The 25,132-nt window shown below is 36.0% G+C and carries 29 protein-coding genes and 1 pseudogene; 6 read left to right on the forward strand and 24 right to left on the reverse strand.

Going from position 1 to position 25,132, the window contains the following annotated elements; translation table 11 throughout:
• Positions 1 to 197: 197 nt before the first annotated feature.
• Positions 198 to 461: a c-type cytochrome gene (locus tag KQI49_RS02840; RefSeq protein ID WP_216486611.1), complete on the forward strand. Its 264-nt coding sequence runs from the start codon at positions 198 to 200 to the stop codon at positions 459 to 461.
• 191 nt (positions 462 to 652) lie between these two features.
• Here the strand turns inward: KQI49_RS02840 and KQI49_RS02845 are convergent, their stop codons facing one another.
• On the reverse strand, positions 653 to 853 hold the full coding sequence (locus KQI49_RS02845; protein ID WP_216486613.1) for a hypothetical protein: 201 nt from the start codon (positions 851 to 853) through the stop codon (positions 653 to 655).
• A 404-nt stretch (positions 854 to 1,257) separates the two neighbouring features.
• Between KQI49_RS02845 and KQI49_RS02850 the strand changes: the two genes are divergently transcribed.
• The 5 genes from KQI49_RS02850 (at position 1,258) to KQI49_RS02870 (ending at position 9,169) form a co-directional block, all read left to right on the forward strand.
• Positions 1,258 to 2,199 (forward strand): aldo/keto reductase, encoded by a 942-nt coding sequence (locus tag KQI49_RS02850; protein WP_216486614.1) that lies wholly within the window; start codon positions 1,258 to 1,260, stop codon positions 2,197 to 2,199.
• 600 nt (positions 2,200 to 2,799) lie between these two features.
• Entirely contained in the window at positions 2,800 to 3,000 is a 201-nt protein-coding gene (locus KQI49_RS02855; protein WP_216486616.1) for a cold-shock protein, read from the forward strand.
• A gap of 507 nt (positions 3,001 to 3,507) precedes the next feature.
• Entirely contained in the window at positions 3,508 to 5,043 is a 1,536-nt protein-coding gene (locus KQI49_RS02860) for a BCCT family transporter (protein WP_216486618.1), read from the forward strand.
• A gap of 979 nt (positions 5,044 to 6,022) precedes the next feature.
• Positions 6,023 to 7,732, forward strand: a complete 1,710-nt coding sequence (locus tag KQI49_RS02865; RefSeq protein ID WP_216486620.1) for a sulfate adenylyltransferase — start codon at positions 6,023 to 6,025, stop codon at positions 7,730 to 7,732.
• Positions 7,733 to 7,927: 195 nt separating this feature from the next.
• A complete protein-coding gene (locus KQI49_RS02870) occupies positions 7,928 to 9,169 on the forward strand; it encodes an L-lactate MFS transporter (protein ID WP_216486622.1) in 1,242 nt (413 codons plus the stop codon).
• Between the two features lie 340 nt (positions 9,170 to 9,509).
• Here KQI49_RS02870 and KQI49_RS02875 read toward each other — a convergent pair whose 3' ends face one another.
• The 23 genes and pseudogenes from KQI49_RS02875 to KQI49_RS02980 all read right to left on the reverse strand — a co-directional run bounded on the left by KQI49_RS02875 (position 9,510) and on the right by KQI49_RS02980 (position 25,132).
• Positions 9,510 to 10,742 (reverse strand): PoNe immunity protein domain-containing protein, encoded by a 1,233-nt coding sequence (locus tag KQI49_RS02875; RefSeq protein ID WP_216486624.1) that lies wholly within the window; start codon positions 10,740 to 10,742, stop codon positions 9,510 to 9,512.
• 25 nt (positions 10,743 to 10,767) lie between these two features.
• Complete coding sequence (locus KQI49_RS02880; protein ID WP_216486626.1) at positions 10,768 to 11,070, reverse strand: hypothetical protein; 303 nt, start codon at positions 11,068 to 11,070, stop codon at positions 10,768 to 10,770.
• 154 nt (positions 11,071 to 11,224) lie between these two features.
• Complete coding sequence (locus KQI49_RS02885; protein WP_253286629.1) at positions 11,225 to 11,524, reverse strand: hypothetical protein; 300 nt, start codon at positions 11,522 to 11,524, stop codon at positions 11,225 to 11,227.
• Between the two features lie 204 nt (positions 11,525 to 11,728).
• On the reverse strand, positions 11,729 to 11,998 hold the full coding sequence (locus KQI49_RS18490) for a hypothetical protein (protein WP_253286630.1): 270 nt from the start codon (positions 11,996 to 11,998) through the stop codon (positions 11,729 to 11,731).
• A gap of 214 nt (positions 11,999 to 12,212) precedes the next feature.
• A complete protein-coding gene (locus tag KQI49_RS02895) occupies positions 12,213 to 12,839 on the reverse strand; it encodes a hypothetical protein (RefSeq protein WP_216486628.1) in 627 nt (208 codons plus the stop codon).
• Between the two features lie 11 nt (positions 12,840 to 12,850).
• The gene (locus KQI49_RS02900; protein WP_216486630.1) at positions 12,851 to 13,801 is read right to left on the reverse strand and encodes a TNT domain-containing protein; all 951 of its coding nucleotides are present in this window, start codon (positions 13,799 to 13,801) and stop codon (positions 12,851 to 12,853) included.
• Positions 13,798 to 13,932 carry a pre-toxin TG domain-containing protein gene (locus KQI49_RS02905; protein ID WP_216486632.1) on the reverse strand — a complete coding sequence of 45 codons (135 nt, stop codon included), beginning with the start codon at positions 13,930 to 13,932 and terminating at the stop codon, positions 13,798 to 13,800. The genes KQI49_RS02900 and KQI49_RS02905 overlap by 4 nt, the downstream gene beginning before the upstream one ends.
• Before the next feature lie 159 nt (positions 13,933 to 14,091).
• Complete coding sequence (locus tag KQI49_RS02910; RefSeq protein WP_216486634.1) at positions 14,092 to 14,280, reverse strand: immunity protein YezG family protein; 189 nt, start codon at positions 14,278 to 14,280, stop codon at positions 14,092 to 14,094.
• A gap of 4 nt (positions 14,281 to 14,284) precedes the next feature.
• Complete coding sequence (locus KQI49_RS18865) at positions 14,285 to 14,449, reverse strand: DNA/RNA non-specific endonuclease (RefSeq protein ID WP_371817514.1); 165 nt, start codon at positions 14,447 to 14,449, stop codon at positions 14,285 to 14,287.
• Positions 14,450 to 14,539: 90 nt separating this feature from the next.
• Positions 14,540 to 15,772, reverse strand: coding sequence for a PoNi-like cognate immunity protein (locus KQI49_RS02915; RefSeq protein WP_216486636.1), 1,233 nt, complete (start codon positions 15,770 to 15,772; stop codon positions 14,540 to 14,542).
• A gap of 25 nt (positions 15,773 to 15,797) precedes the next feature.
• Positions 15,798 to 17,042: a pre-toxin TG domain-containing protein gene (locus KQI49_RS02920; protein WP_216486638.1), complete on the reverse strand. Its 1,245-nt coding sequence runs from the start codon at positions 17,040 to 17,042 to the stop codon at positions 15,798 to 15,800.
• A 133-nt stretch (positions 17,043 to 17,175) separates the two neighbouring features.
• A complete protein-coding gene (locus tag KQI49_RS02925; protein WP_216487011.1) occupies positions 17,176 to 17,325 on the reverse strand; it encodes an immunity protein YezG family protein in 150 nt (49 codons plus the stop codon).
• A gap of 42 nt (positions 17,326 to 17,367) precedes the next feature.
• Positions 17,368 to 17,778 carry a hypothetical protein gene (locus tag KQI49_RS02930; RefSeq protein WP_216486640.1) on the reverse strand — a complete coding sequence of 137 codons (411 nt, stop codon included), beginning with the start codon at positions 17,776 to 17,778 and terminating at the stop codon, positions 17,368 to 17,370.
• Positions 17,779 to 17,791: 13 nt separating this feature from the next.
• Positions 17,792 to 18,409 carry a hypothetical protein gene (locus KQI49_RS02935; RefSeq protein WP_216486642.1) on the reverse strand — a complete coding sequence of 206 codons (618 nt, stop codon included), beginning with the start codon at positions 18,407 to 18,409 and terminating at the stop codon, positions 17,792 to 17,794.
• Between the two features lie 126 nt (positions 18,410 to 18,535).
• A complete protein-coding gene (locus KQI49_RS02940) occupies positions 18,536 to 19,033 on the reverse strand; it encodes an SMI1/KNR4 family protein (RefSeq protein WP_216486644.1) in 498 nt (165 codons plus the stop codon).
• Positions 19,030 to 19,143, reverse strand: a pseudogene (locus tag KQI49_RS02945) (HNH endonuclease); the annotation flags it as partial. The gene KQI49_RS02940 and the pseudogene KQI49_RS02945, both read right to left, overlap by 4 nt.
• Positions 19,144 to 19,403: 260 nt before the next feature.
• Positions 19,404 to 19,904, reverse strand: a complete 501-nt coding sequence (locus KQI49_RS02950; RefSeq protein ID WP_216486646.1) for an SMI1/KNR4 family protein — start codon at positions 19,902 to 19,904, stop codon at positions 19,404 to 19,406.
• A complete protein-coding gene (locus KQI49_RS02955) occupies positions 19,901 to 21,568 on the reverse strand; it encodes a pre-toxin TG domain-containing protein (RefSeq protein ID WP_216486648.1) in 1,668 nt (555 codons plus the stop codon). The genes KQI49_RS02950 and KQI49_RS02955 overlap by 4 nt, the downstream gene beginning before the upstream one ends.
• Positions 21,534 to 21,992: a T7SS effector LXG polymorphic toxin gene (locus KQI49_RS02960; RefSeq protein ID WP_216486650.1), complete on the reverse strand. Its 459-nt coding sequence runs from the start codon at positions 21,990 to 21,992 to the stop codon at positions 21,534 to 21,536. The genes KQI49_RS02955 and KQI49_RS02960 overlap by 35 nt, the downstream gene beginning before the upstream one ends.
• A gap of 15 nt (positions 21,993 to 22,007) precedes the next feature.
• Entirely contained in the window at positions 22,008 to 22,307 is a 300-nt protein-coding gene (locus KQI49_RS02965) for a YwqI/YxiC family protein (protein ID WP_216486652.1), read from the reverse strand.
• Entirely contained in the window at positions 22,307 to 22,741 is a 435-nt protein-coding gene (locus KQI49_RS02970) for a YwqH-like family protein (RefSeq protein ID WP_216486654.1), read from the reverse strand. Before KQI49_RS02970 ends, KQI49_RS02965 begins: the two co-directional genes overlap by 1 nt.
• A 272-nt stretch (positions 22,742 to 23,013) precedes the next feature.
• Positions 23,014 to 24,219 (reverse strand): phosphoenolpyruvate hydrolase family protein, encoded by a 1,206-nt coding sequence (locus KQI49_RS02975; protein ID WP_371817502.1) that lies wholly within the window; start codon positions 24,217 to 24,219, stop codon positions 23,014 to 23,016.
• An 88-nt stretch (positions 24,220 to 24,307) separates the two neighbouring features.
• Complete coding sequence (locus tag KQI49_RS02980) at positions 24,308 to 25,132, reverse strand: phosphoenolpyruvate hydrolase family protein (protein WP_216486658.1); 825 nt, start codon at positions 25,130 to 25,132, stop codon at positions 24,308 to 24,310.

Here is a 25,132-nt window from a genome sequence, read left to right on the forward strand (position 1 = left end):
CCGGGCTTTTTTAGTTTTTAAATTAATTCAATGAGTAATCCAAAAGCCCTATTACTTTAGGCGTGACGCCCGGAATATATAGTGGTATACTAATGCAATAAATTTTTTTTACAAAACGAGAATTAGGAGAAGTGAGTGGTATCACCATCACTACATAAGATTTACAGAAAATAACAGAAAGTTTTTTCGAGGAATTTATGGATAAAAGGGAGGAAAAAAGCCTCACCAAAGCAGCAGGCTATATCCAAAATAATATGCCTGTGGGTGAAGAAGGGACACTCTCAGACCAAGAAGCTACAAACTTAGCAGCCTACATGCTTATGCACGACCGTCCTGAATGGAAAGGCCATGATGACGATTTTCCACATGGAAGCAGACCAACAGACATCATTACAAAAGACCGTCGCGAAAAAATCCAATCAGGTGATTTCGATTGGACAGAAATTGAGAATGTCAATTAGATAGGCGAATCATAACAAATGGGAAGTCTCCTTTTATAAGTGGCTTCCCATTTGTTATAACGAGGTATTCTTTCGGTCATGTAAATAATCTATCTTTATACTCTTCTTTATTCATTAACGAACTTTTACTATTTCAAATCATTTAAAGAAAGCGGGTCAATCCGTATTAATTAATCTTAATTAAAATGGTTCTAGCTATTATAATAATTTCTTGTTCCCAGCCCACCTTCATTAATCATTTTTGAAATCTCCGGCTTCTTAGGGGATAATTTTGTAATATCGTAATACTTTTCCGCGCCTAAACCACCTTCGTCAATCATTCTGGAAATTTCGTTTGACCGTGTTTCTTCTGACTTATCAACTACAATAGGATTCCGTTTAGATTTTGACATTTCCAATCCCTCCTATTTGTTTAATTAATAGTTGTATACCCTTATACTCCTATCATACAAACCTGTCTGTTTGGTATATATCTTGAGAGCTTTTAACGGTTATCTTCTAGTCATTTTTGCGGTTTCAGTACTTGTGTAGGTAGGCTTAGGATAATTTTCTTCTTTAATTTGTAGCGGCATGGAGCTATGTTACCACATCCTTTGAGGCTAAATAGGTGTGGATGTAGAGAAATAGATAGAAGTATCTACATTTATTATAACATATTTTGTTAAAAATGACTATCATAACTGACGTGTCATGTCAACTGTTTTCTATAATTGTAATAACACAAAAAAGTGACCCACTTACTATTGACGTCTACACCAAATTTTCGTTAAACTTGCGTCAATTAGGAGGAATACACATGTTAAAATTAAAGCGTCTTGGAAAGTCGGAGTTAGAAGTGAATCCGATTGGCCTTGGAGCGATGGCAGTGGGCGGACAAAACCTTTTTCCACAGGTTGATGAGCCGATGAGCAAGGACGTGTTCACCACCGCCATTCAAAATGGCATGAACTTTATCGATACGGCTTTTTATTATGGATTTGGTCGCTCTGAGGAGCTCATTGGTGAGATACTAAAAGAAACCGGTAAACGGCATGATATTGTTTTAGCTACCAAAGCATCACATGAATTCATAGGCGACGATATCGTGCTGAATAACACGCCGGAGTTTTTAACGAAATCTGTAGATGAAGCATTAATGCGACTACAAACTGACTACATCGACTTATTTTACATCCATAATCCTGATGATTATACCCCGAAAGATGAAGCGGTTGGTGCATTGAAATTACTCCGTGATGCAGGCAAAATTAGAGCCATCGGTGTATCAAAATTTACACCAGACCAATTAGAAGAAGCTAATAAAGACGGTTATGTCGATGTTTATCAAGGACATTATAACTTGCTGGAACGCAGTGCGGAAACAACCTATTTCCCTTATATGGTCGAACACGGAATATCATTTGTACCTTTTTATCCGTTCGCATCAGGGATTTTAGCCGGAAAATATGATGAAAACATGACGTTTAATGACCATCGTTCCAGAAAACCGCATTTACAAGGAGAAGCTTTTGCAAAAAATCTAGCTAAAGTAGAGCAACTCCGACCGATAGCAGAAAATAAACAAGCAGATATTGCCCAAATTGTCTTAGCTTGGTATTTGACCCGTGACGCCATTGATGCAGTAATTCCCGGAGCTAAACGACCTGAACAAGTATTGAGTAATTTGAAAGCTGTAGATATCAATCTGTCAGAGGATGAAATTCAGATCATTGATCGGATTTTCACTGTGGGAAATTAGATAAACGAATGGAAGAAAAGCAAACCCAAACAGTTCAACTGAGTCGCATTAAAAGACCAATGCAAGAAGGCAGAAGAATCTGCCCAACAGCAAGAAATCTACAGCAGATAAGCTACCGCTAATAGTGCCGAAATAAGAACTAACTTTAAAAGAATAAATAATCACAAAATCCATGAATCATGTAAAAAGCCCGAGTTATTTTTAGCTTCGGGCATTTTTTATATCATGTAGAAATACGCGCGAGTGACCTGCTTTTCATATTGTCCTATAGCCCTTTGTGCGATTCTATGACCCTTCATCTTGTTCTATAGCCTCTCGTTTAGTTCTATACTCTTTCATACGATTCTATAGCCTTTCGTTCCGTTCTATAGCCCTTTATCTTGTTCTATAGCCCTTCACGTAATGCTATGCTTTCATGCAATTCTTTATCTAACTTTAATAAAGCTGGTTATTATTTTCATTCCGTGTTATACTAATAAAGAATTATTTTTGTTCGGTGTGAAAAAGTTTATAGACTTGGCTTTTTAACTCGTGGCTTTACGAAGCAACTTGGACAGAGATAGTAATACATTGTGCATAGGCACTAGGAGGCAACAAATAATGGAACAAGGTACAGTAAAATGGTTTAACGCAGACAAAGGTTTTGGATTTATCGAACGTGAAGAAGGAGACGATGTATTCGTACACTTCTCTGCTATCCAAGGTGAAGGCTTCAAAACATTAGACGAAGGCCAAACAGTTACATTTACAGTTGAAGAAGGTCAACGCGGACCTCAAGCTGCAAACGTTGAAAAAATGTAATGAATCATATTAAAAGAGTCAAACTCAAACTAGAGTTTGACTCTTTTTTTGCCTTAAGTAAGCTATCATATGCATCAATCCTATGGTTATCAATAACCACGTCGGTAAAGACAGACATTCATAAAGCGAAATATTTACCGTTACTGATCAAATGATGGTTGCTTGCTCTCATTTTTTCACACGTTTCATCGTCATGGCGACGATGATGATCATTTGTGCTCATTTTTCCCATGCATTTCATAGTCATGACGTCAATAATTGCGAGGGGCTACCCCTCGTTTTGTCATTTTTAAAAATGGGGTTTACAAACAGACCGATCTTCTATAGGATGGGAAAAGTAATGGAATTATGCTTCTATTATCGAGGCATAATTCCATTTTTTCTTTTAAGTAAATTTCTTATGTATTTTATGGATAACTTAGGATTATCATAATTAGATGGGAAGTTACGTTAAGGAGCCATGCTTAAAAACAAGCAAAATCAGTAAAAATGGAGGAATTAAAGTTAATGTTTGGTTCAAAAGAAAAGAAAAGTTCACTAGACTTACCATCATTCTTAATAAGTGGCGGTGTATTGATATTATTTGTGATCATCGCGTTAATTAACGCGGACTTTGTTGCAGGCACGGTTGATTACCTATTTGGAATATCAGCTACTTATTTTGGACTCGTTTATCAAATCGTTTTACTAGGAACATTTTTCATTGCATTAATATTAGGATTTTCAAAATACGGCAACATTCGTTTAGGTAATATGGACAAACCTGAAATAAGTACATTTAAATGGATTTCAATTATTATGTGTACACTTTTAGCAGCCGGTGGCGTTTTTTGGGCAGCTGCTGAGCCGTTAAGTCACTTTTTAACGGTGCCGCCTCATTTTTCTGGAATCGAGGCTGGGTCACTTGAAGCGGTTGTGCCCGCACTCTCCATGAGTTTCGTTGACTGGGGTTTTCTATCCTGGGCGATTTTAGGGACACTTGGCACAATCGTATTAATGTATGCACATTATCATAAAGGCATGCCGCTAAAACCGAGAGCATTTTTATATCCAATCTTTGGTGAAAAAATAATGAAAAAGAGCATTTTCGGAACGATTGTTGATTCGTTTTCAATTATTTCGGTCGCTGCTGGAACCATTGGCCCAATTGGATTCCTAGGTTTACAAGCGGGCTATGGCATAAGTACTTTAACAGGGATATCTGATTCACTTAGTCTCCATATCGTCATCATTATTTTATTAGTCATTAGTGCAGCAATTTCAGCTGTAACAGGGATTCATAAAGGAATTCAGGTTTTAAGTAGCTTTAATGTCCTCTTGGCACTTGGGTTAATTATTGGCGTTTTATTGCTTGGCCCTGGATTATTTATTTTTAATAATTATTTTGAGGCATTTGGTCTTTATGTCAACCAATTCATTCCATTCAATACTTTCCGGAGTGACGAAGCATGGCTTAGTTCTTGGACCGTGTTTTTCTTTGCGTGGTTTATAGGATATGGCCCCATGATGGCTATTTTTACAGCCCGAATTTCTAGAGGTAGAACGATTCGAGAACTTGTTTTATCAGTCGCAATCATAGCCCCTGTTATCGCAACGTTCTGGTTCACTGTTGTAGGTGGAACAGGAATTTTCCAAGAGTTAGACACGCCTGGTTCTGTATCAACAGCTTTGAATGAAGCTGGGCCTCCTGCCGCGATGATGGCGATTGCTGAACAATTACCATTCGGTACTATATTCGGATTTCTGTTCTTACTAGCAACCATTATTTTCGTTTTAACGACGACAGATTCAATGTCATTAACAATTTCAATGGCTATATCAGGTGATGGAAATCCACCCCGTTCATTAAGAGCATTTTTTGCATTGCTTATGGGGGCTGTTGCCATTGTATTAGTCTCAATTGGCGAGGGCAGTATTAACGCACTTCAATCATTTATTGTCGTGACCGCCGTCCCTGTTGTCTTCTTGCTATTAACAACGTTTTGGACAGCGCCAAAAGCTTGTAAAGAGTTATATGAAAACCAAAAAGATAATTTAGTTTAGGATTAATGAAAATGGCTTTTTCCTGCTTAGAGGTGGGAAAAAGCTATGTTTATTTTAGCTATAAAATATTTAATGTTTCTTAAATGTATTGTTCTACAATATTTGTATTATCACTAGGATATCTTTGATTTTTACTTTTTAATATCTTCTTCTAAATCTTTAATATATCTTCCCTATTTGCCTCATCTTAATATCATCTATGCCTGATGGTGCACTTCTTCCGGTTGGTCTTAGGTCATACCCCTTTCTCCAAACTTTTCTTTTTGCTTAGTGGTCGCTTTTTTCTCGGATTAAACCCTTCAACCCCAACAAAAGCTTTAACATATTCCCACGCTTTTTCATACCACGCTATGTTTTCTATGCACTCAGCTTCGTTTGTAGAATCTAGGACTTATTTTAATCTGTGTCTCATTCTTCTCGTAGAAGTGATAATAAAAAATAAACCACAATGTATTTTTATTTCCATTGTGGCTTAATCATATTTGATTCAAATTGGCTTGTCCAGATATTCCTCTACATACCTTTCGATAACTTTTTTGATTATTGGGGTGAGCAGGTTTTATTCCCAACTATTTATACTACCATATAATTATAGAGTAATAGTCCATTATTTCATGCATATAGATGTTGGTATAACGGGATAAGTCGTGCCAACATAAGTAAGCGCTTGCAAGTGATTGACATTAAATGATTTAGAGTGCTCTTTAGCAAAGATTATTTATGTCTTTATTAAAAAAGAAACAATAAGAGAGGTGAAGCGGAATGATACAAGTTCAATACAATAGCTTTTCTATTGAAAGTCTGACATAAATTTGAGTACTCTATTACTAATGATTTAATCATTTTCCTTTAGTATATATATTATTTAAATCATCACCATTTTCAACTGCGCTTTTACTTAGTACTTATACCCTTCACAAGCCTTAAGGTGTTTATGAAAGAAAAGCATAATAAGTAAACTAAGGAGGAAGTAAGTATTATGACTAATAAAACAACAGTTTTAAATGAAGAAACATTATCTAAGTACCCTCAAAAGCCTCACGGTGGTAAGTTAGTAGACCGAGTGGCAACAGGTGAAGAACGAGAAAAAGGGTTAGAAAAAGCAAAATCGTTATCAAAAATTATGATTGACTTGGAAGCAGTTATCACATTAGAAATGATCGCAACTGGAGTCCTATCACCAAACGATGGTTTCATGAATGAAGAAGATTATCTATCAGTGTTAGAAACAGGCCGTTTGAAAAATGGCATCGTTTGGCCAACTCCTTTAAGCTTTGCTCCGATTGGTGACCAAAACGAACAAGTAGTGGCATCACTTTCAGTAGGAGATGAGGTTCTCTTAGTCGACCATGAGGAATTACCAATCGCATTATTAAAAGTCGAGGATCTTTTTGAATATGATCGAGATCACCGGGCTGAACATTTATTCGGAACGAAAGATAGAGCTCATCCTGGTGTTGATTCAATCTATCGTCGTATGGGAGACAAAGCAATTGGTGGACAAATCACATTATTGAACCGCGTGGATTGGGGACCATTTGAACCACTACGACTAGAACCAAAAGATACGTGGCATTTATTCTATGAAGAGAAAAAGTTTAAAAAAGTTGCTGGTTTTATTACCGGAGCTAATCCAATGCACCGCGGACACGAACATATGCATAGAAATCTTTTAGAAGATGTTGATGGTTTATTAGTTCAACCCCTTGTAGAAATGGCTAAACGTGAATATACAAGACACGAGTTTCGTATGTTATCTTATCGTGCCGTATTAGAACAATATTATCCAAAAGAAAGAACAATACTCAGTCCGTTACGTGTAACCTATATTTTCGCTGGACCAAGAGAAACAATTTTACATGCGCTCGTCATGAAAAACTATGGTTGTACTCATGCCATTATTGGACGTGACCATGCTGGGATTGGTGATTTTTATGAGAAATATGCAAGCCATACAGTATTCGATGAGTTCCCACCTGAAGAACTGGGAATAGATGTCCGTTTATTCTATGAGGTGTTTTTCTGTACACGCTGTAATGCGACCACTTCTCAGCAGGCCTGCCCACATGATGAAAGTGTAAGGATTAATATTTCCGGAACAGGTATCCGAGAACTGTTACGTCACGGAATTCTTCCTCCAAAAGAAATTGTTCGCCCAGAATCATCACGTATTGCCATACAAGGAGTTCAACCAAAAGGGCGTGACGATGAAGGTAATGCAGTCTTACCTGTAGGCAAAGTTATTAAAAGTATGTTTCCATTCTATCTCACTCATACAAGATTAGGTGGACCGAAGCGTGAAAAACCTCTCAATCCTGATGATTTAACAAATGACGATTTAGAAGCAATCATTTTAGACATTCGAACAAATGGTGATTTAATTTACAAGCAAACCTTTGAGGAATACGCAACAAATGCAGATATTAATCGGGCAGCACAACCTACATGGGTTGATCAAGCGAAATCCGATATTCTCAAGCAACAAGAAATGGTTATTAGCGATTTAAAAGTGAAAGTAGCAAATGCTCCTAAAGAAGCTTCTGATGAATTTATGTATCAGGATAAAGAAGAAGCACAAAAAGAGCTAGAAGTTGCCAAGAAAATTCTTGATGAAACCCCTGCCCCACTCACTGAAGAAAAAACAAAGAATCGTGTTTGGAATATCGCACCCTACGGTAATTATTACTAAGATATATTACGATAATCATTTGTTATAAACAAAGTCTCTCTAACACTAAAAATAAAGAAAGCGATTTTAGTGTTAGGGAGATTAGAAACTTTTTGAACAAACAGGTTGCTTTGTATCACCTTTAGATTAAATCAAACGTTCTAGTTATGAAAAGTAATTAAGGTTCGTTTAATAGATTTTTGGAGGTGTCGTTAATTGACCCAATTACAACAAAGTAATTCTCAGGCTTGGAGAGTAGCTACATCAGGAACAATCATCAACCTATGTCTAGGTGTCTTATACGCATGGAGTGTTTTTTCAAAAGCACTACAAGATGACGGACTTTCTGCAACAGCAACATCAGTCCCTTATAGTGTTGCAATTGTAGTATTTGCCTTCTTCATGGTACCAGCAGGAATTATGCTTGATAAATTAGGACCGCGACTTCTTTTATTTTTATCGGGAATCTTAATGGGTATCGGAATGATTGTAGCAGGCATATTCCTAAACCTCACCGGACTCATTATCGGTTTTGGTATGATTGCGGGGGCTGCAATGGGGTTTGGTTATTCTGCTCCAACCCCTACTGCTACAAGATGGTTTAAACCCCATCTTAGGGGAACCATTACTGGCGTTGTTGTTTCAGGTTATGGTTTAGCGCCTGTTTATGTATCACCACTTTCGGAATGGTTAATTAATAACTTTGGAGTTTCAAATGCCTTTATTTATTTAGGTGTGTTTTTCACAATTTTAATTGTTATTTCATCTTTGTTTATGAAACTTCCTCCTAAAAATTGGAAACCAGTTGGTAAAGAACCTTCAAAGCCTCAAGAGGACCCGGATAAAGAAAATGAAACTACTGTCGCGACAGAAAAGAAAGATTATACACCAACTGAAATGATGAAAACTGGACAGTTTTGGTCACTATGGTTTATGTATGCATTTTCAGCCTCAGCAGGACTTATTATTATCGGACACGTTGCAACGATTGCATCTATTCAAGGCGGGCTTCAAACTGGATTTCTTTTTGTCGCTTTACTGGCTGTTGGTAACGCGGCGGGACGATTAATAAGTGGGGCTATTTCAGATCGACTTGGTCGAACTGCAACTTTGATTTTGGTCTTTGTCATCCAGGCAATTAATATGCTTGCTTTTGTCAGTTATACTTCTGGTGTCATGTTGACAATAGGAGCTATCGTAACTGGAGCAACTTATGGGGCTTTATTAGCTTTATTTCCCGCTACTACGTGGGATTGGTTTGGACTTAAAAACGCGGGTACAAATTACGGTTTAATTTTTACTTCTTGGGGGCTCGGAGGATTATTCGGTCCAATTATTGCAGGTCGTATCATCGACGTTACAGGTGAATATAACATGGTCTATATCTTTTCTGCAATTTTACTAATTGTTGCAGCAATTATGGCCCTATTTACAAAAAAACCAAAAATTAAAGTTTAAAAGAAATACTGAATACTGTTATTTTAGCTTCTACAATTTTATGATTTTTTAAGAATAATGGTTACAAACTAAGCCTAGCTCTTAAAGACAGAGCTAGGCTGTGCGTTTGTATAAGCTATTTTATACCATTCTTCTTCACTTCAATTTATTTGACTATTCTGTAGAACAAGATTTCCAATCTAACTCGTTAAACTGCGTTGCTATTAAATGCCCACCATCAACGTCAGGTAAACGATCCTTCCCACCAGCTATCCGAATAAGTACTAAAAACAAGCCAAAACAAAATATAAAAACAATGGTGGTTATTGAACTTTCGAATGACCACCATTGTTTTTCAATTCTATTTCACATTTTTGATTATAACTTCATACATATTTTCTACATTCGCATCTATTGGCACCTGAGCATAATAATGTTGATCATAACCTATATCAAATTCAATGAGCTTCGTCTCAGATTCTTGCCAGAAGTCTTTAATAGTGTGAATGTAGTCTTCTAAATCATCTTTATAATCCAATTGTAATATATAATCTCTTTGAGTTAAGGCAAATACGATTAAAGTTCCTAACAAGTTTTTCTCTTCGTTTTCTTCTTTAAATTCATCTTTATAAAACCAGATTTGCTCCAATTCCAACGGTTCTTTATATTTATCATAAAATTGTTCATCGAATAATGCTTGATAATCTGATATTAATTCATTGACAAAAGAGTGCCATTTAACAGGGATAATCTTTTCTAACGTGGGATTGTTACCAATGCCTTCTATCCAATCTTCCGGTTCTTCTTCAACTGTTTTCTCTAGATTTTGATTTAAGGGAATATCTATAAGTTCCATGTTATTTTTGTAATGCGCTAAGTCATAGGGATAATGAATATTATCTTTAAGACCTTCATCATCAAGTTCTAATATTTTTGCGATTGCGGCCGTTTCAAAACTCCAAAAGCCAATGTACCCGGGTTCCTTGTGTGCATTTCGCCACTCGTAGTCATAATGCCCCTGGAACCATTCTTTTTCCATATAGGTATGTAGTCTATCTGAAGCTTCTTTTTTATCTGTCTGAGCCAGTTCAATGATTTTTTTCGTGTTGCTATAAGGAATTTCTTCATAAAAAGCATGATTAATTTTTGTCCAGCCGATATCGCTGGCACAGAGCAAGTAATCTATGACAAAGTCTTTCATTTTTTGTTTTTCTACTACTTTGGCAAGTCTCTTCATATTCTGTTGATCTGTTTCTAGTAAAACTCCTAAAGCGACCATCCATAGTAAGTTTAAATATCCTGTTTCTTTTTTATTCATATTTACTAAATCACTTATTGCATTTTCAAAATCTTCTTCCAAAGTAATCATTTTTTCCCCTAAGGAATATTTCGCTCTTATATTTTCTAGTAAATATTTAGAGTTTCTTAAATGTCTTGCTTCTATAATATTTGTATTATCACTAGGATATCTTTGAATTTTATTTTTAATATCTTCTTCTAAATCTTTAATATCTTCCCTATTTTCTTCAATAAACTCGTAATTATATTCTATCCCTTCTCTACATTCATTCTCCACACATAAATGATCACGCATTTTATTTAATCCCTCCCATAATAAATTATGGCCACTCTCCAATCTTATTACCATAAATATCTAACTTGAGAGTTTTTACGTTTCCATTATCATCAATTTTTGATAAAACTCTATCAACAGCATTATTTTCTAACGCATCCACAATCTCATATGTTAAAAGTTCGTCTCCGTCCACAGCTTTATAGATTCTGCTTTGATTATTTAATATGTTATCACTGGATACAATTTCTCCAAAATTTCCTTTTTGCTTAGTGCCCGCTTTCTTCGGATCAAACCCTTCAACCTTTGGTTGGATTCTCTGATTATAGTTATTTCCCGCAATATTCAAATGCAGTTTTTTTTCAGTAATAGGATTCGGTGCTGGATTAATGATAACCGGAGCAAGAAAATTAGCATTTACTAATTCCTAAAAAAAATTTCTCATTTTCAGTCGGGTAATCCTTCTTTAAGTCGTAATTAAAGCAGTATTAATGATTGGATTGTTAATATCCATTATAACTTTGTCCTCTCTGGATTTTATCAGCCATCTTTTCAGCCTTCCCCATTTCCACTAATAATGGATTATCATAATCGGTGTGGCTATCTAGATATGCCCGTACCCCTCCACTAATGCCGAGTGCGTTTAAATCCTTGTCTAATTCAATTTTTTCCAATGCTAATTTATACTTACGTTGTATGTTTTCTAGTACACCGCCACGAGATAGTTGTTCAGAATATTGTTTTTCAAGAATTTCTAGTACTATCTGTATTTGATTTATCAGTCTTTTTTTTATTAACTTCAATTTTATACCTCCAAGTTACAGGTCTCACTTTATTGGCACTTTGTAAATATCTTGAATCCACTCTGAAGGCCAATCCCTCGGCATTAAAATTTGATCGCCGCCACCACTTAATACAGTTCCAGTTTTATCAATAGTTTGTGGAGCTACCTTGCCAACATTTAAAATTTCCCCATCTGGAATTTTTATTTTAACTTCGTGTATCCTTTATTTTTTCCACTCTGGTTTCAAAGCTAAATCAATTTTAACATCTATTCTACTTTTTGCCGGAGAAGTTGTAGCGAAAGCACCTTGAGAAGCAGCATCACCGCCAAATGCTCTATAAACCGTTACAGGTTCATTAGTAACGACAGTTCTGTATTCACCATCAGTAAAAGAATTCTTAAACTGATCCGGTAAATCAGTTTTATTTGTTACAGTAACTTTCTTACGTCTTTTTAATTCAGGACTTATTTCCCAGTGCTTTAGCCTCTGCATGCGTCCCGTGGATTTCGTTTTGCTCTTTTTTATAGAGCTAGGCCATCTTTTCAAAACAATCAGCTTCAGTGAATTTTTAATTCCAAATTAAAACCTCTGATAATGTATGGTAGCATCTCAGAGGTAATCCGATAAATCCAAGTTTTTTGAAATACAGCCTTAGCGGAAGGAATAGATAGTGCCATGTTAAAATTACATGTACTTTAGAGAGCATTCAGGTAATGAAAATGTTAATATCTTTATCTGTAATTTCATCTTTTAGACCGTTTTTCCTTAATAAATCTTTGACCCTAGTTTCATACAAGTGTAATAAAAACCCTTTTCTAAAAGCTAAAAATAATGCTTGACTTTTTGCTATAGGATAAGTAGAGTTTATTTCCTTTCCACCATTGCCATAGTAAACAACAATATACTTATCCCCTTTCTCCTCAATCGAAACACTCATTTTATTATCTTTTTCTTTTGAAAGTATTTCTTTAGGTATACCTGCACTCTTAAAAGAATTTAATAAACTTTCTTCATCAAACTGAGGTCTCCCTATACCAAGAGCTGGATGTTTTTGTATAAAAGATTTGATTATAGTGTTAAAGTAAAACCTGGACAGTTGTTTTAAAAAGAAATACTTACTTGCTTCACTTTCTTTAAGGAATTGCTCATCACTTTTTAAGTATGGCTGATTATTTCCTTCTTGCATAAATAATCCATATACCCATTTATCCTCGGCTTTTTTTAACACATAATAATTCTGAAAGTCAGGTACCACTTCTTCTAATTTATTTTTATTATAAATAATTTTTTTTCCAACATCATTTAACATTTTAGCAGTAATTTTAATGTCCACAGTCAAACCTCCTAGCGAAGTTCTATTATATGACCTAGTCTCTCCAGGTCTTCTACTGTTGGGATTATATACTTTCCGGTCTCTGGATCGAATATCTCAACATTTCCTAAATAATACTGAGTCCCTCCTCCAGGTCTATCAAACCAGGGTGCTATTTTTCCACTTTCGACCTCGAAAGGATTAATTACTTCATATCGATAATAATTGGCGTTTTCACTGTGTAAAGCTAAGGCTCTTTTTTCAAAAGGAACCCCATCTGGAGATAAAAATGATCCTCCTGCTTCCCCATACCTATCTAAAATGTGACCAGCAGGTAACTCTTCTTTAATAACCTTTCCATCAAAGCCATTATGATTTGGCCAATTAATATTTCCATTTTCTTGATTATAATATTTTGGATTATCGAAGGTGGGCTTATACTTAGAATATAACTCCCCAGAAGGGCTATAATCCCAGTTTCCAATCTTAATTCTATCATCCACTTTAATATCGTGTTGTACATAATCCCAGAACTGGTTATATCTTTTTGCATCAGTAGCATCCATAGCGTCGGCAAATGATGAATTGATTTGATTATTTCCTTTAGCTTTCGAATCAACTTTACCATAGATTGAGTTTCCCGCTTGCAATCTGTCTACATACATCCCCATGCCACTGACACCCAGTATAAACAGGCTCTCAGTCAAGCTCTGATTGCGTTTTTCTTCACTCAATTCGTTTCCAAACATATCTTTTCCGGTGATGTATTCTCCAAAGCCTTTTGCCGATGCTAAACCATAGATGCCATATTCTGTTTTTCTTAGGATGTCCAGTGATTTCCCGTGTTGATAAGCGCTTAAAGGGTTATCGACCGTCTTCATTCCCTTTGCAGTAGAATGGATGGCTTTGCCTCCTTTAGCGGCACGTCCAGCCCAACCAACCACCGGAATAAATCCTGCAAGGGCGAAAGTGGCATATTTCAAGCGATCAGCACCCGACATTTTTCACCTGTCGTGGGGTCGATTCCTTCGATCGCTCGTCTGGCGTCATAGTACCCCGTCAGTTCCCCAACAAAGATACTACCGTATTCCCATATTTTTTCATACCAAGCCATGTTTTCGATGCGTTCGCCTTCGTCTCTAGTATCTAGGACTTTTTTAAGCTATGTCTCATTCTTCTTGTAGGAGTGATAATAAAAAGAAACCACAATGTATTTTTACTTCCACTGTGGCTTAATCATACTTGAATTAAATTGGATTGTCTGGATATTCCCCTAAATACTTTTCAATAACTTTTTGATCATTGGGATGAGCAGGTTTTCCGGTGTATTATAGTAAAAATAAATATCTAATCCAGTTTCTGATATTTGTGCGTAAAAATATACTTTTCCCCACTCCTCCGAAATCATTTGGTTGACAGTATCAGCTATTTCTTGATAAATATTTTGTAATTGTTTTTCCAATGAATTATCCCCAATTTTGATTTTGAATAACTACTTTTTTACCTTCTATTTTATAGGTTACCTTAAATTTATCGGGTCTAAAAGAAAAGTTCGAATAAGCCGGAGTTATTTTCACCGAAACAGTCCTTGGCGGCTGTTCGTTTAAAGCATTTACGTTCCTTCCCTCCAGCTCTCCGAATAAGTACTAAAAACAAGCCAAAATAATATAAAAACAATGGTGGTTATTGAACTTTCGAATGACCACCATTGTTTTTATATTCTATTTTACATTTTTGATTATAACTTCATACATATTTTCTACATTCGCATCTATTGGCACCTGAGCATAATAATGTTGATCATCACCTATATCAAATTCAATGAGCTTCGTCTCAGATTCTTGCCAGAAGTCTTTAATAGTGTGAATGTAGTCTTCTAAATCATCTTTATAATCCAATTGTAATATATAATCTCTTTGAGTTAAGGCAAATACGATTAAAGTTCCTAACAAGTTTTTCTCTTCGTTTTCTTCTTTAAATTCGTCTTTATAAAACCAGATTTGCTCCAATTCCAACGGTTCTTTATATTTATCATAAAATTGTTCATCGGATAATGCTTGATAATCTGATATTAATTCATTGACAAAAGAGTGCCATTTAACAGGGATAATCTTTTCTAACGTGGGATTGGTGTCAATGCCTTCTATCCAATCTTCTGGTTCTCCTACGACTGTTTTCTCTAGATATTGATTTAAGGGGATATCTATAAGCTTCATGTTATTTTTGTAATGGGCTAAATCATAGGGATAATGAATATTATCTTTAAGACCTTCATCATCAAGTTCTAAGATCTTCGCGATGGCGGCCGTTTCAAAACTCCAAAAGCCAACGTATCCAGGTTCCTTGTGTGCATTTCGCCACTCGTAGTCATAATGCCCCTGGAACCATTCTTCGTCCATATAGGTATGTAGTCTATCTGAAGCTTCTTTTTTATCCGTCTGAGCCAGTTTGATGATTTCTTTCGTGTTGCTATAAGGAATTTCCTCATAGAAAGCATGACTAATTTTTGTCCAGCCGATATCGCTGGCACAGAGCAAGTAATCTATGACAAAGTCATTCATATTTTGATTCTCCATCACTTTGGCGAGTCTCTTCATGTTCTGTTGATCTGTTTCTAGTAAAATTCCTAAAGCGACCATCCAAAGTAACTTAATATAGCCAACTTTCTTTTCTCCGACATTCTCTAGATCGCTAATGGCATCTTCAAAACCTTCTTCGATTGTACTAACTTGATCACCTAAAGAGTATTTTGCTCTAATTTTTTCCAAATAGTATGATACAGTCCTCGCACGAATTGCCTCTAGGTAACTTTTATTGTCAGCTGGATAGCGTTGTATACCACTTTTTATATCCTCTTTTAATTCTATTATTTTCTCTCTATTTTTTTTAATAAATAAATCTTTATACTCTATTCCTTGTCTACATTTTTCTTCTATACAGAAATGATTTCTCATAGCTCCGCTCCTCCCCATACATAAATTATGGCCACTCTCCAACTTTATTCCCGTATCTATCTAACTTAAAAGTTTTAACGTTTCCATTCGCATCAACTTTTGATAAAACTCTTTCTACTGCATTACGTTCTAATGCGTCCGTAATTTCAAATGTTAAAAATTCATCTTTGTCTACAACTTTGTAGATCCTGCTTCTTCCTGTGGATTCACCCGTCAACCAATCATTTGACATTTGCTTCCCATCTTTAGTTTTACCTAATCTCCCACTACCAAACTTCGCTTCATCAATAACATATTTGATAGGTGAGTTTGGATTTGTATTTTCATAAAGTCCGTCAATCCCTCTAACTATTTTATCATCTATTCCTGATGGTGCGTTTCTTCCGATTGGTTTCAAGTCATACCCCGCTTCTTTTAAGCTTTGATTATTTAATATGTTATCACTGGATACAATTTCTCCAAAGTTTCCTTTTTGCTTAGTGCTCGCTTTTTTCGGATCAAACCCTTCAACCTTTGGTTGGATTCTCTGATTATAGTTATTTCCCGCAATATTCAAATGTAGTGGCGGAACACCACCAGAACCTTTTGATGTAACTTTATTAACCCTCTGCAACGTATCTTTAAATGAACTTACCGTCACGTTCGTTCCACTACCCGCAAATTCATGTGCTAATTTAGGGCCGTGTATCATAGAATTCAGGTTCTTAATTCCTTGGCTAATGGATTGATCGATAGTGTTCATTATTCCATTATTTGGTGTATTTCCACTCGGTGGTTTTGCATACACCGCATTCTTATCTATCAATCTATCCGCATACATCCCCATACCACTGACACCCAATATAAACAGGCTCTCAGTCAAGCTCTGATTGCGTTTTTTTTCACTCAACTCGTTTCCAAACATATCTTTCCCAGTGATGTATTCACCAAAACCATTGGCAGATGTTAGTCCATAGATGCCGTACTCAGTTTTTCTCAGAACATCAAGTGATTTTCCGTGTTGGTAAGCGCTTAAAGAGTTGTCTATCGCCTTCATTCCTTTAGCTGTGGAATGGACGGCTTTGCCTCCTTTAGCGGCACGCCCTGCCCAACCAACCACCGGAATAAATCCTGCAATGGCAAAGGTGGCGTGTTTCAAGCGATCAGCACCCGACATTTTTTCGCCTGTCGTGGGGTCGATTCCTTCGATAGCTCGTCTGGTGTCATAGTACCCCGTCAGTTCCCCAACAAAGATACTACCGTATTCCCATATTTTTTCATACCAAGCCATGTTTTCGATGCGTTCGCCTTCGTCTCTAGTATCTAGGACTTTTTTAAGCTATGTCTCATTCTTCTTGTAGGAGTGATAATAAAAAGAAACCACAATGTATTTTTACTTCCACTGTGGCTTAATCATACTTGAATTAAATTGGATTGTCTGGATATTCCCCTAAATACTTTTCAATAACCTTTTGATCATTTGGGTGCTCAGGTTTTATTCTTAAATATTTATACTTCCATATAATTTTTTGTGCATCGAAAAGATAATCTGTTTTAAACCAATCATAATGAATCTTAAATTTAACATTTTATCTACACTCATTGTATAAGGTATTTTATAAATTAATTTCTGTTTTTTCTTCAAATAGCTCTACATCTTCAATTGAAACCCATTTTTCATAATAATACTTATCGGTTCTGTCAAATTTTAATTTATTGGCAAGTGCTGCATCAGTTGTTCCTAATAATACCCTATCTTTCGATTTACTAATGAATTCAAATTTATTGTTTTTATAAATTGCCAGTGTACTCAGTTCAAACAAATCATTTAAATCTTTTTTAATAACCTCTTTAATATAAAGTCTTGGTAGGTTTTCTTTCTCCTTGTAAAAATCGGGATAAACTTTTAATTTAAAACCAAGTTCTTTATCATTCTTATCTTTACTTACTAATCTAATTTTGTCTCCATCAATATCGCTAACCTGATATACCTTTTTCAGATAATCTGCATACAAGCCATTTCTCATATCACACATTCTCCTATTTAACATTAATTGAAATAAATCTTTTTAAGTCGCTATCAAATATGCCTATTAATTTTTCTTCACCTTGAACAACTTTATATAATTCTGCTCCATGTTGAGGATGTCTTCTATTTTCAAATGCCCATTCAGGAACTATCTGCCCATTTCTGGCCCCAGTAAATCCGTTTAAAGTACATGGAGGTCCATCCGTATTTGTGCCCCCAAGCCTTTCTCCATAAGGTATTTCTATTTCATCTACTTTATTAGTTTTAAACCGAATCATAGCATAAGATTCGCCATCTTTAGGATAAGGTCTTGAACCATCCCAGGAAACATAATCAAGACGTAATGACTCAACGATATCATCATACATTCTGACATTTGATAAATCTTCTACTTTCGCTACATAACCGCCTATTTCTGTGTAATCTCCAGATAAATATTTGTCTACGTCGTTTACAGGAATTGTTTTTTGCAACAATGTATCTTGTGTTACTGGTGGTACAGAATCCCGTATATCTTTCATTATTTTGGCTTCTGCATCAGTTAGCTCTGAAACTGGTTTTAAACGTAAATTGTTAAAGCCTTCGATTGCTATACCATGCTCTTTTAAATGATTATTAATTTCAATCAATTCACTACATAGTGAAGCCTGACTTCAATTTTAAAAAAAGACTTCCACCATGATAATGGATTCATGCTGAAAATCATTTTTTTGTCTTCATTTAATGAAAAGTCGTGATAAGGTTTGAAAAATAAATTATTCTTCACTATCATAAAGTTGATTCAAAAAGTCCGTAAATGAATCTGCAACATAATAAATGTTTTCACGTGCCGTCCGCTCGGCTTCCTCTTCCGTCATGCCTTCATTATTGATTAGCACTGATTTTTCTGCCGCTCCTTCGTGCTCCCAAAATACAACTATTGGGGCAGTATCAGATCCTTTGTAGTCAAAACATATTAAGTTACCTGCGGGATCAAAAGCAAAGGGGAATATTTTTTTAGGTAAAGTATCTTTGTAATCCTCATAAATTTTTAAAATATACTCCATGTCACTTTCATCATAAGACAATAAAGAACCAAACACCTTTTCTTTTCCATCTACTATAAATAATTTCGGTTCAACGTGTCCACCATTATTTTGAGCAGCACATTTCATATAACTTTCAGGCACTTTAAAGTTTACCCTGCTAACTATAGTTATTACATTTTGTTCACTTATTTGGTTATAAGTATATTTCCATTTTAAATGATTCATCTAATTCCGCCTCCCCAAAGTTTATTACCACCTAGATGGTTTACGTTGTGAACTTCAGAATCTACTAATTGCATTTTACCAGGTACTTGATGATGGTGCCATGTCAGACCTTGATCGGGTTTCCTATTAAAAGTTTATAATTGTTGCTAATTTAGCATTTGTATCATAAAGTTCGGTTTAATCTACTATATTTTGTACAGTCCGCTATTGCCAATCCTTCACTAGTCTAAAAATTGGTGTCATTCTTGACTCATACAGTACTGAAAAACTAATCAGTGTAAATCACTGAAATAATAAAAGCCACAATGCATTGAATTAAATGTCCACTGTGGCCTAAAAAGTCGTATTAAACATTAATAAAGAGAGCTAGCTATTCTTCACTATCATAAAGTTGATTCAAAAAGTCCGTAAATGAATCTGCAACATAATAAATGTTTTCACGTGCCGTCCGCTCTGCTTCCTCTTCCGTCATGCCTTCATTATTGATTAGCATTGATTTTTCTGCCGCACCTTCATGCTCCCAAAATACAACTATTGGGTCAGTATCAGATCCTTTGTAGTCAAAACATATTAAGTTACCTGCTGGATCATAAGCAAAAGGGATAACATCTTTAGGTAGTGTGTTTTTATAATTATTATAGACTCTTAAAATAAATTCATTACTTGATTTATCATAAGATAACAAAGTCCCAAACGTTCTAGTTACTTGACCAACATCAAATTCATAAGGAATTACTGCCGATCCATTATTTTTCGCTGCACAGGTTTTATAATCCTTTGTAAAGTGGACATTTAATCGGCTCCCTATCTTATCGATGTATTCTTCTGATACAGGTTCATCTGCCGTTGGCCATGATAATTGATTTCTCATCTTATACCTCCTCCCCACAATTTGTTTCCACCTAAATGATTAACACTATGTGTATCAGAAACTACTAATTGCATTTTACCAGGTACTTGATGATGGTGCCATGTTAAATCGGTTATTCTCGGCAATTCTAAATTGATTTCTTTTAATTGCTTTGGAGTGAATAATTTTGCAGGTATTTCACCTTTATTTATTGCATCTTTCAATGCTTTAGTACTATTCTTGAATTGTTTAGTATCGCTAGCTATAAATAATTCCTTATTCAACTTATATGAAAACTTAACATCATCTCCCTTAAAAATTGGAAATCCTAATACGTCATAATCTACTCCTTTCACATGTGTCCCTCCTGCTAAACTTTTATTTAGGATGTTATTATTAGGTGAGGAATTTAAATGGTTATTGACAAGACCAGCTACTTCTTTAAATTCTTCAACACTATCGTAACCAAAACTTTTGATTGACACATCATCTACAGATTCCAGGAATTCATCAATACTATTATAGCCCTTAGGAATAACCCATCTTTCTTTTAATGTGCCATTTTTATCGTAACCGTGTGCGACAACTTCATCTAATTCTACTTTATTATAGTTTTTTCCAGAGGTCTTAGCTATATCAGTTATGTCTTCAAGTGAACTACCTTTTCGAGAGTTTACCTTATTAACCCTCTGCAACGTATCTTTAAACGAACTCACCGTCACGTTCGTTCCACAGCCCGCAAATTCATGAGCTAATTTAGGGCCGTGTATCATAGAATTTAGGTTGTTAATTCCTTGGCTAATGGATTGATCGATAGTGTTCATTATTCCATTATTTGGTGTATTTCCACTCGGTGGTTTTGCATACACCGCATTCTTATCTATCAATCTATCCGCATACATCCCCATACCACTGACACCCAATATAAACAGGCTCTCAGTCAAGCTCTGATTGCGCTTTTCTTCACTCAACTCGTTTCCAAACATATCTTTTCCGGTGATGTATTCTCCAAAGCCATTTGCCGACGCTAAACCATAGATGCCATATTCTGTTTTTCTTAAGACATCAAGTGACTTTCCATATTGATAAGCCGATAGGGAGTTATCTACCGCCTTCATTCCCTTAGCAGTAGAATGGATGGCTTTGCCTCCTTTAGCGGCACGCCCTGCCCAACCAACCACTGGAATAAATCCTGCAAGGGCGAAAGTGGCATGTTTCAAGCGATCTGCATCCGACATTTTTTCACCTGTCGTGGGGTCGATTCCATCGATCGCTCGTCTGGCGTCATAGTACCCCGTCAGTTCCCCAACAAAGGTACTACCGTATTCCCATGCTTTTTCATACCAAGCCATATTTTCGATACGCTCAGCTTCGGCACGCATTTCGCGGGCTTCTTGTTGTTCATCCTTGTAGTTTAAGTATTCTGTTTTTGTTTCATCTGCTGCATCTTTCAAGTCGTGCGCTTCACTATTTTTATAAGCGTGAGCGTCAAAGTTTATAGGTTGTATGTCGCCACCTTGTTCAGTTGCATTTAATAATTCACTAAACAGCCCATAAACCGCTTCTTGGGCAGGTATAGATTGAGAGTATTCCCCTACAAGTCCTTGGTCAAAGGCTTCGAGCAATTCCAAGGTTTCCTCTCGTTTATCATCAGCCAGCTTCAATTCTTCTATTAAAACTATCAAGTGAAAATGCATTCAGTGACAGTATATCATTAATTGAATCCAGTATCGTCTCTTGACTTTCTTGTTGTTCATACACCATGGTTTTAACATTATTATGGCCAGTTTTCAGGTCATTCTCTAAAAAATGGGACTGTACGAAATTCTCTTCATCCAACTCGTAATCTTGTAGTATATTCGGAATATCATCTAAAAATATAAGTTGTATATCAATCAGTTCTAACCAAGCATCAATGACATCAATTTGTGCTTGATAAAATCCTTTAATTGCTTTAGCGCCCATCCCCCTGAAATCATCTAAGTCAACAATTTTTTGAAAAGCAGTTTTCAAGGTGTTAAATTTCGTCTCCAAATCCCTGTATTTTTCCGCTCTGCCATTAAGTGATTCAAGTAATGAATCTTTTTCTAACGTTCTCCCAGCACCCATATTCACATCCCACCCCTATGTCCTTGTTATCGCCTCATCTTGCTCTTTAATTGTTTTGACATTGGCTTTAGTATCTTCAATATTTTTTTCTACAATTTCAATATATTGATTCAAGAGTTCACGAATCCCCTCTTCACGCTCGAGCCACTGTTCAATAAACTCTAGCTTATTAGCCCCATTAATCCCTTCATATACATTTGATAAAAAAAGGGGTGGCAAAGCTTGTTCTGCATTTTCTAGGGTGCTGATTACATGTTCATAATCTAATTTGATTTCAGAAGAGCCACCGCCTGTTGCCTGCAATTCTTTTTCCATTACCCAAACAACCTCCCTTTAATTTCTCCGATTGTACTTGTAAGTTCTTGCATAGCTTCCTCCCCCATGCTTAACAAGTCATTTGCCGTATTTATCAATGAATTTGTTGCAGATAAAGCACTTTTTTGGAAATTAAGCGAACTAATTTTGGATTCAATCAGTGAAATTTTCGCATTATAATCATTTTCGTAAATAGATTCCATGATCGTGTAAACTTCTTCCCGCTTTTCATCATAGCCTTTTCCCTTTTCTCCGTCCCATAATGGAAAGAGTTCTGGTTTCCTACATTGCTCCACTTCGTTCATGCACGTTTCCTGCTCACTCACTAAATCATTTTTAGCTTTTTGTAGTCGGTCAATCTTTTCTTCTATATCCGCCGTTTGAGATGAAATAGTAGAAGCTGCACTAATCAAAAATCCTTCATTATCAGACATAGTCCTCTCCTCCTGTTTCTTCAATAAATTTCAACTAAGCTGTAAGTCTTTCTGCACCGATTTTAACCGGACAAAATCAGATACAAATAATATACATTAAAGATAATATTAGCATTATTAAAATTAATTTCCAGTATAATAATAAGAAAATGATTCCTTTTACCTAGATATAACGATAGATTTAAATATGAAATGATTTTAATCCATAAATATTAAAATGAAAGAAAAGATATTTTTATACTAAAACACAATCTAAAAACTCTTCACTATTCTTATTCCTCATTTTCAGATAACCCCTCCATATATTCTTTCGGAGAAACTCCTTTGTACTTCTTGAATATCTTGCTGAATTGAGCATATTCAGGATAGCCCACCATGTCTGCTATATTTTTCAATAAAACTCTTTTCTCACCCATTATTTCACAGGCTCGATTCATTCGAAAATGAATCAGATAATGTTGAAAAGATAGACCCATTTTCTGTTTAAACAGGGTACTTAAATAAGGTCTTGATAAGTTCATAATTTCGGCGAGCTCATTAAGAGTGATTTCCTCATTATAATGTAGGCTAATATATTTTTTTATAAAATCAATGTAATCATCATTGGAACTTAAACCGTCAATCATTTTTTGAATCAGGTGATCATAACTAATATCCAGAGTTGTCTTAAAAGACTCGGTTACTTTATAAATGGCCTGTTCAGCTGGTATTCTTTCAAATGCAGATCCCCCTATAAATCCATTAATCGTTGTATCATCATACACGAACTGAACATCAATCGGTTTATTGAGTGGTCCCCCATATACCATTTTAATTGTATTGGGATTCATCTGATCGCATGCATGAAAAATATCAATCGCTAATTTTTTCGCCGCTTGTAATGATTTAATTTGCTTCCCACCAAGTACCCCGCCAGTGGTTAAACCAAGATGGACGCAAATTACATCAGCACCTGCTTTTACCATATCTATTGCCTGCGATGTATTAAAAACAAAGCCAATGGTAAACAGCCCTAACCCACTAGCTGTTTTTATAGCCTCCACTTCTTTCTCATATGTAATCCCTTCTGCCTCCAGTGCATCACGAAAATCACCGTCAATCAATCCAATCGTAGGGTAATTATTAATACCTGCGAAGCCACTTTCCTTAATTTTTATAAGGTAGCTTTCCAGATTAATCATTGGGTCTGTCGCTGATAATCCAAAAATGACAGGAATTTGTTTCATGGCAGGGATAATTTCCTTTAAAGCAAAATCCATGACGACCTGATTGCTGTTGTCTACTGGGAGATAACCGGCAAGAGAACTCACACCTCTTTGCCTGAAATAACCTGAGCTTAGCGCTAAAATAAAATCCGCTCCACCCGCTTCAGCAAATTTTGCGGTTAATCCTGAACCAGCAGCAACACCAATAATATGTCGGTCTTTTTTTATTTCTTTTTTCAATTGTTCCGTGATTTTCGATTTGTTTGTCTGCACCTTTAAAGCTCCGTTCATTTTACGTTATGTTCTTATTATACCTTAAAAAAAAGCAAGCATCCCAACAGGATACTTGCTTTTTTTGTGTTTATTTCTTAATCTGTTTAAATGCCTCAGATTGCTCACGGATCCCTTTTTCTGCTGCAAACCGTTCAATACTTGAAGCACCGAAGAATCCTACAATGCCGTCAACACGTTGAATCACATAATCAGCATCTTCAGGTTCAGCAATCGGACCACCATGACAAATCACCATAATATCAGGATTGACAGATTGTCCTGCCTCTACAATTTTTTGTATCCGTTCGACACTGTCATCAAGTGTCAAAGCTGTCTGTGCACCAATGGTTCCTTTTGTCGTCAATCCCATATGCGCTACCAAAATATCAGCACCTGCTTCAGCCATGGCTTTCGCTTGTTCTTCATCAAAAACGTAAGGGGTCGTTAACATATCCAATTCATGAGCCTTGCGAATCATTTCGACTTCAAGATCATAACCCATACCCGTTTCTTCTAAGTTTTGACGGAATACGCCATCAATCAACCCCACTGTTGGAAAGTTTTGAACACCGGCAAATCCTTGGTCTTTCAGCTGTTTTAAAAATACATCCATCACACGAAATGGATCAGTGCCATTGACACCGGCTAGAACAGGGGTATCTTCAACCACAGGAAGTACTTCACTTCCCATTTCCACAACAATCTCATTAGCATCTCCATATGAGAGCAAGCCTGCTAATGACCCACGCCCTGCCATACGATAACGTCCAGAATTGTAAATGATGAGCATGTCTGCTCCGCCTGCTTCACTGCTTTTTGCCGTAATGCCTGTTCCAGCACCAACACCTAACAGAACATTTCCTTTAGCAACCTCTTCTTGGAATCTTGTTAAAATTTCTTGTCTTGATAACAT

This window comes from Virgibacillus sp. MSJ-26 (assembly GCF_018918075.1).
In the GTDB taxonomy this organism is placed as follows: domain Bacteria; phylum Bacillota; class Bacilli; order Bacillales; family Amphibacillaceae; genus MSJ-26.

What these genes read in the sequence shown, in the direction of transcription:
- KQI49_RS02930 (WP_216486640.1), bottom strand. Translation starts at nt 17,778, where the DNA reads ATGAGAAATGGCTTGTATGCAGATTATCTGAAAAAGGTATATCAGGTT.
- KQI49_RS02905 (WP_216486632.1), bottom strand. Translation starts at nt 13,932, where the DNA reads ATGGCTTGGTATGAAAAAATATGGGAATACGGTAGTATCTTTGTTGGG.
- KQI49_RS02915 (WP_216486636.1), bottom strand. Translation starts at nt 15,772, where the DNA reads ATGAGAAATCATTTCTGTATAGAAGAAAAATGTAGACAAGGAATAGAG.
- KQI49_RS02875 (WP_216486624.1), bottom strand. Translation starts at nt 10,742, where the DNA reads ATGCGTGATCATTTATGTGTGGAGAATGAATGTAGAGAAGGGATAGAA.
- KQI49_RS02840 (WP_216486611.1), top strand. Translation starts at nt 198, where the DNA reads ATGGATAAAAGGGAGGAAAAAAGCCTCACCAAAGCAGCAGGCTATATC.
- KQI49_RS02980 (WP_216486658.1), bottom strand. Translation starts at nt 25,132, where the DNA reads ATGTTATCAAGACAAGAAATTTTAACAAGATTCCAAGAAGAGGTTGCT.
- KQI49_RS02850 (WP_216486614.1), top strand. Translation starts at nt 1,258, where the DNA reads ATGTTAAAATTAAAGCGTCTTGGAAAGTCGGAGTTAGAAGTGAATCCG.
- KQI49_RS18490 (WP_253286630.1), bottom strand. Translation starts at nt 11,998, where the DNA reads ATGCAGAGGCTAAAGCACTGGGAAATAAGTCCTGAATTAAAAAGACGT.
- KQI49_RS02920 (WP_216486638.1), bottom strand. Translation starts at nt 17,042, where the DNA reads ATGGCTTGGTATGAAAAAATATGGGAATACGGTAGTATCTTTGTTGGG.
- KQI49_RS02960 (WP_216486650.1), bottom strand. Translation starts at nt 21,992, where the DNA reads ATGGGTGCTGGGAGAACGTTAGAAAAAGATTCATTACTTGAATCACTT.
- KQI49_RS02845 (WP_216486613.1), bottom strand. Translation starts at nt 853, where the DNA reads ATGTCAAAATCTAAACGGAATCCTATTGTAGTTGATAAGTCAGAAGAA.
- KQI49_RS02860 (WP_216486618.1), top strand. Translation starts at nt 3,508, where the DNA reads ATGTTTGGTTCAAAAGAAAAGAAAAGTTCACTAGACTTACCATCATTC.
- KQI49_RS02965 (WP_216486652.1), bottom strand. Translation starts at nt 22,307, where the DNA reads ATGGAAAAAGAATTGCAGGCAACAGGCGGTGGCTCTTCTGAAATCAAA.
- KQI49_RS02940 (WP_216486644.1), bottom strand. Translation starts at nt 19,033, where the DNA reads ATGAATCATTTAAAATGGAAATATACTTATAACCAAATAAGTGAACAA.
- KQI49_RS02855 (WP_216486616.1), top strand. Translation starts at nt 2,800, where the DNA reads ATGGAACAAGGTACAGTAAAATGGTTTAACGCAGACAAAGGTTTTGGA.
- KQI49_RS02865 (WP_216486620.1), top strand. Translation starts at nt 6,023, where the DNA reads ATGACTAATAAAACAACAGTTTTAAATGAAGAAACATTATCTAAGTAC.
- KQI49_RS02970 (WP_216486654.1), bottom strand. Translation starts at nt 22,741, where the DNA reads ATGTCTGATAATGAAGGATTTTTGATTAGTGCAGCTTCTACTATTTCA.
- KQI49_RS02950 (WP_216486646.1), bottom strand. Translation starts at nt 19,904, where the DNA reads ATGAGAAATCAATTATCATGGCCAACGGCAGATGAACCTGTATCAGAA.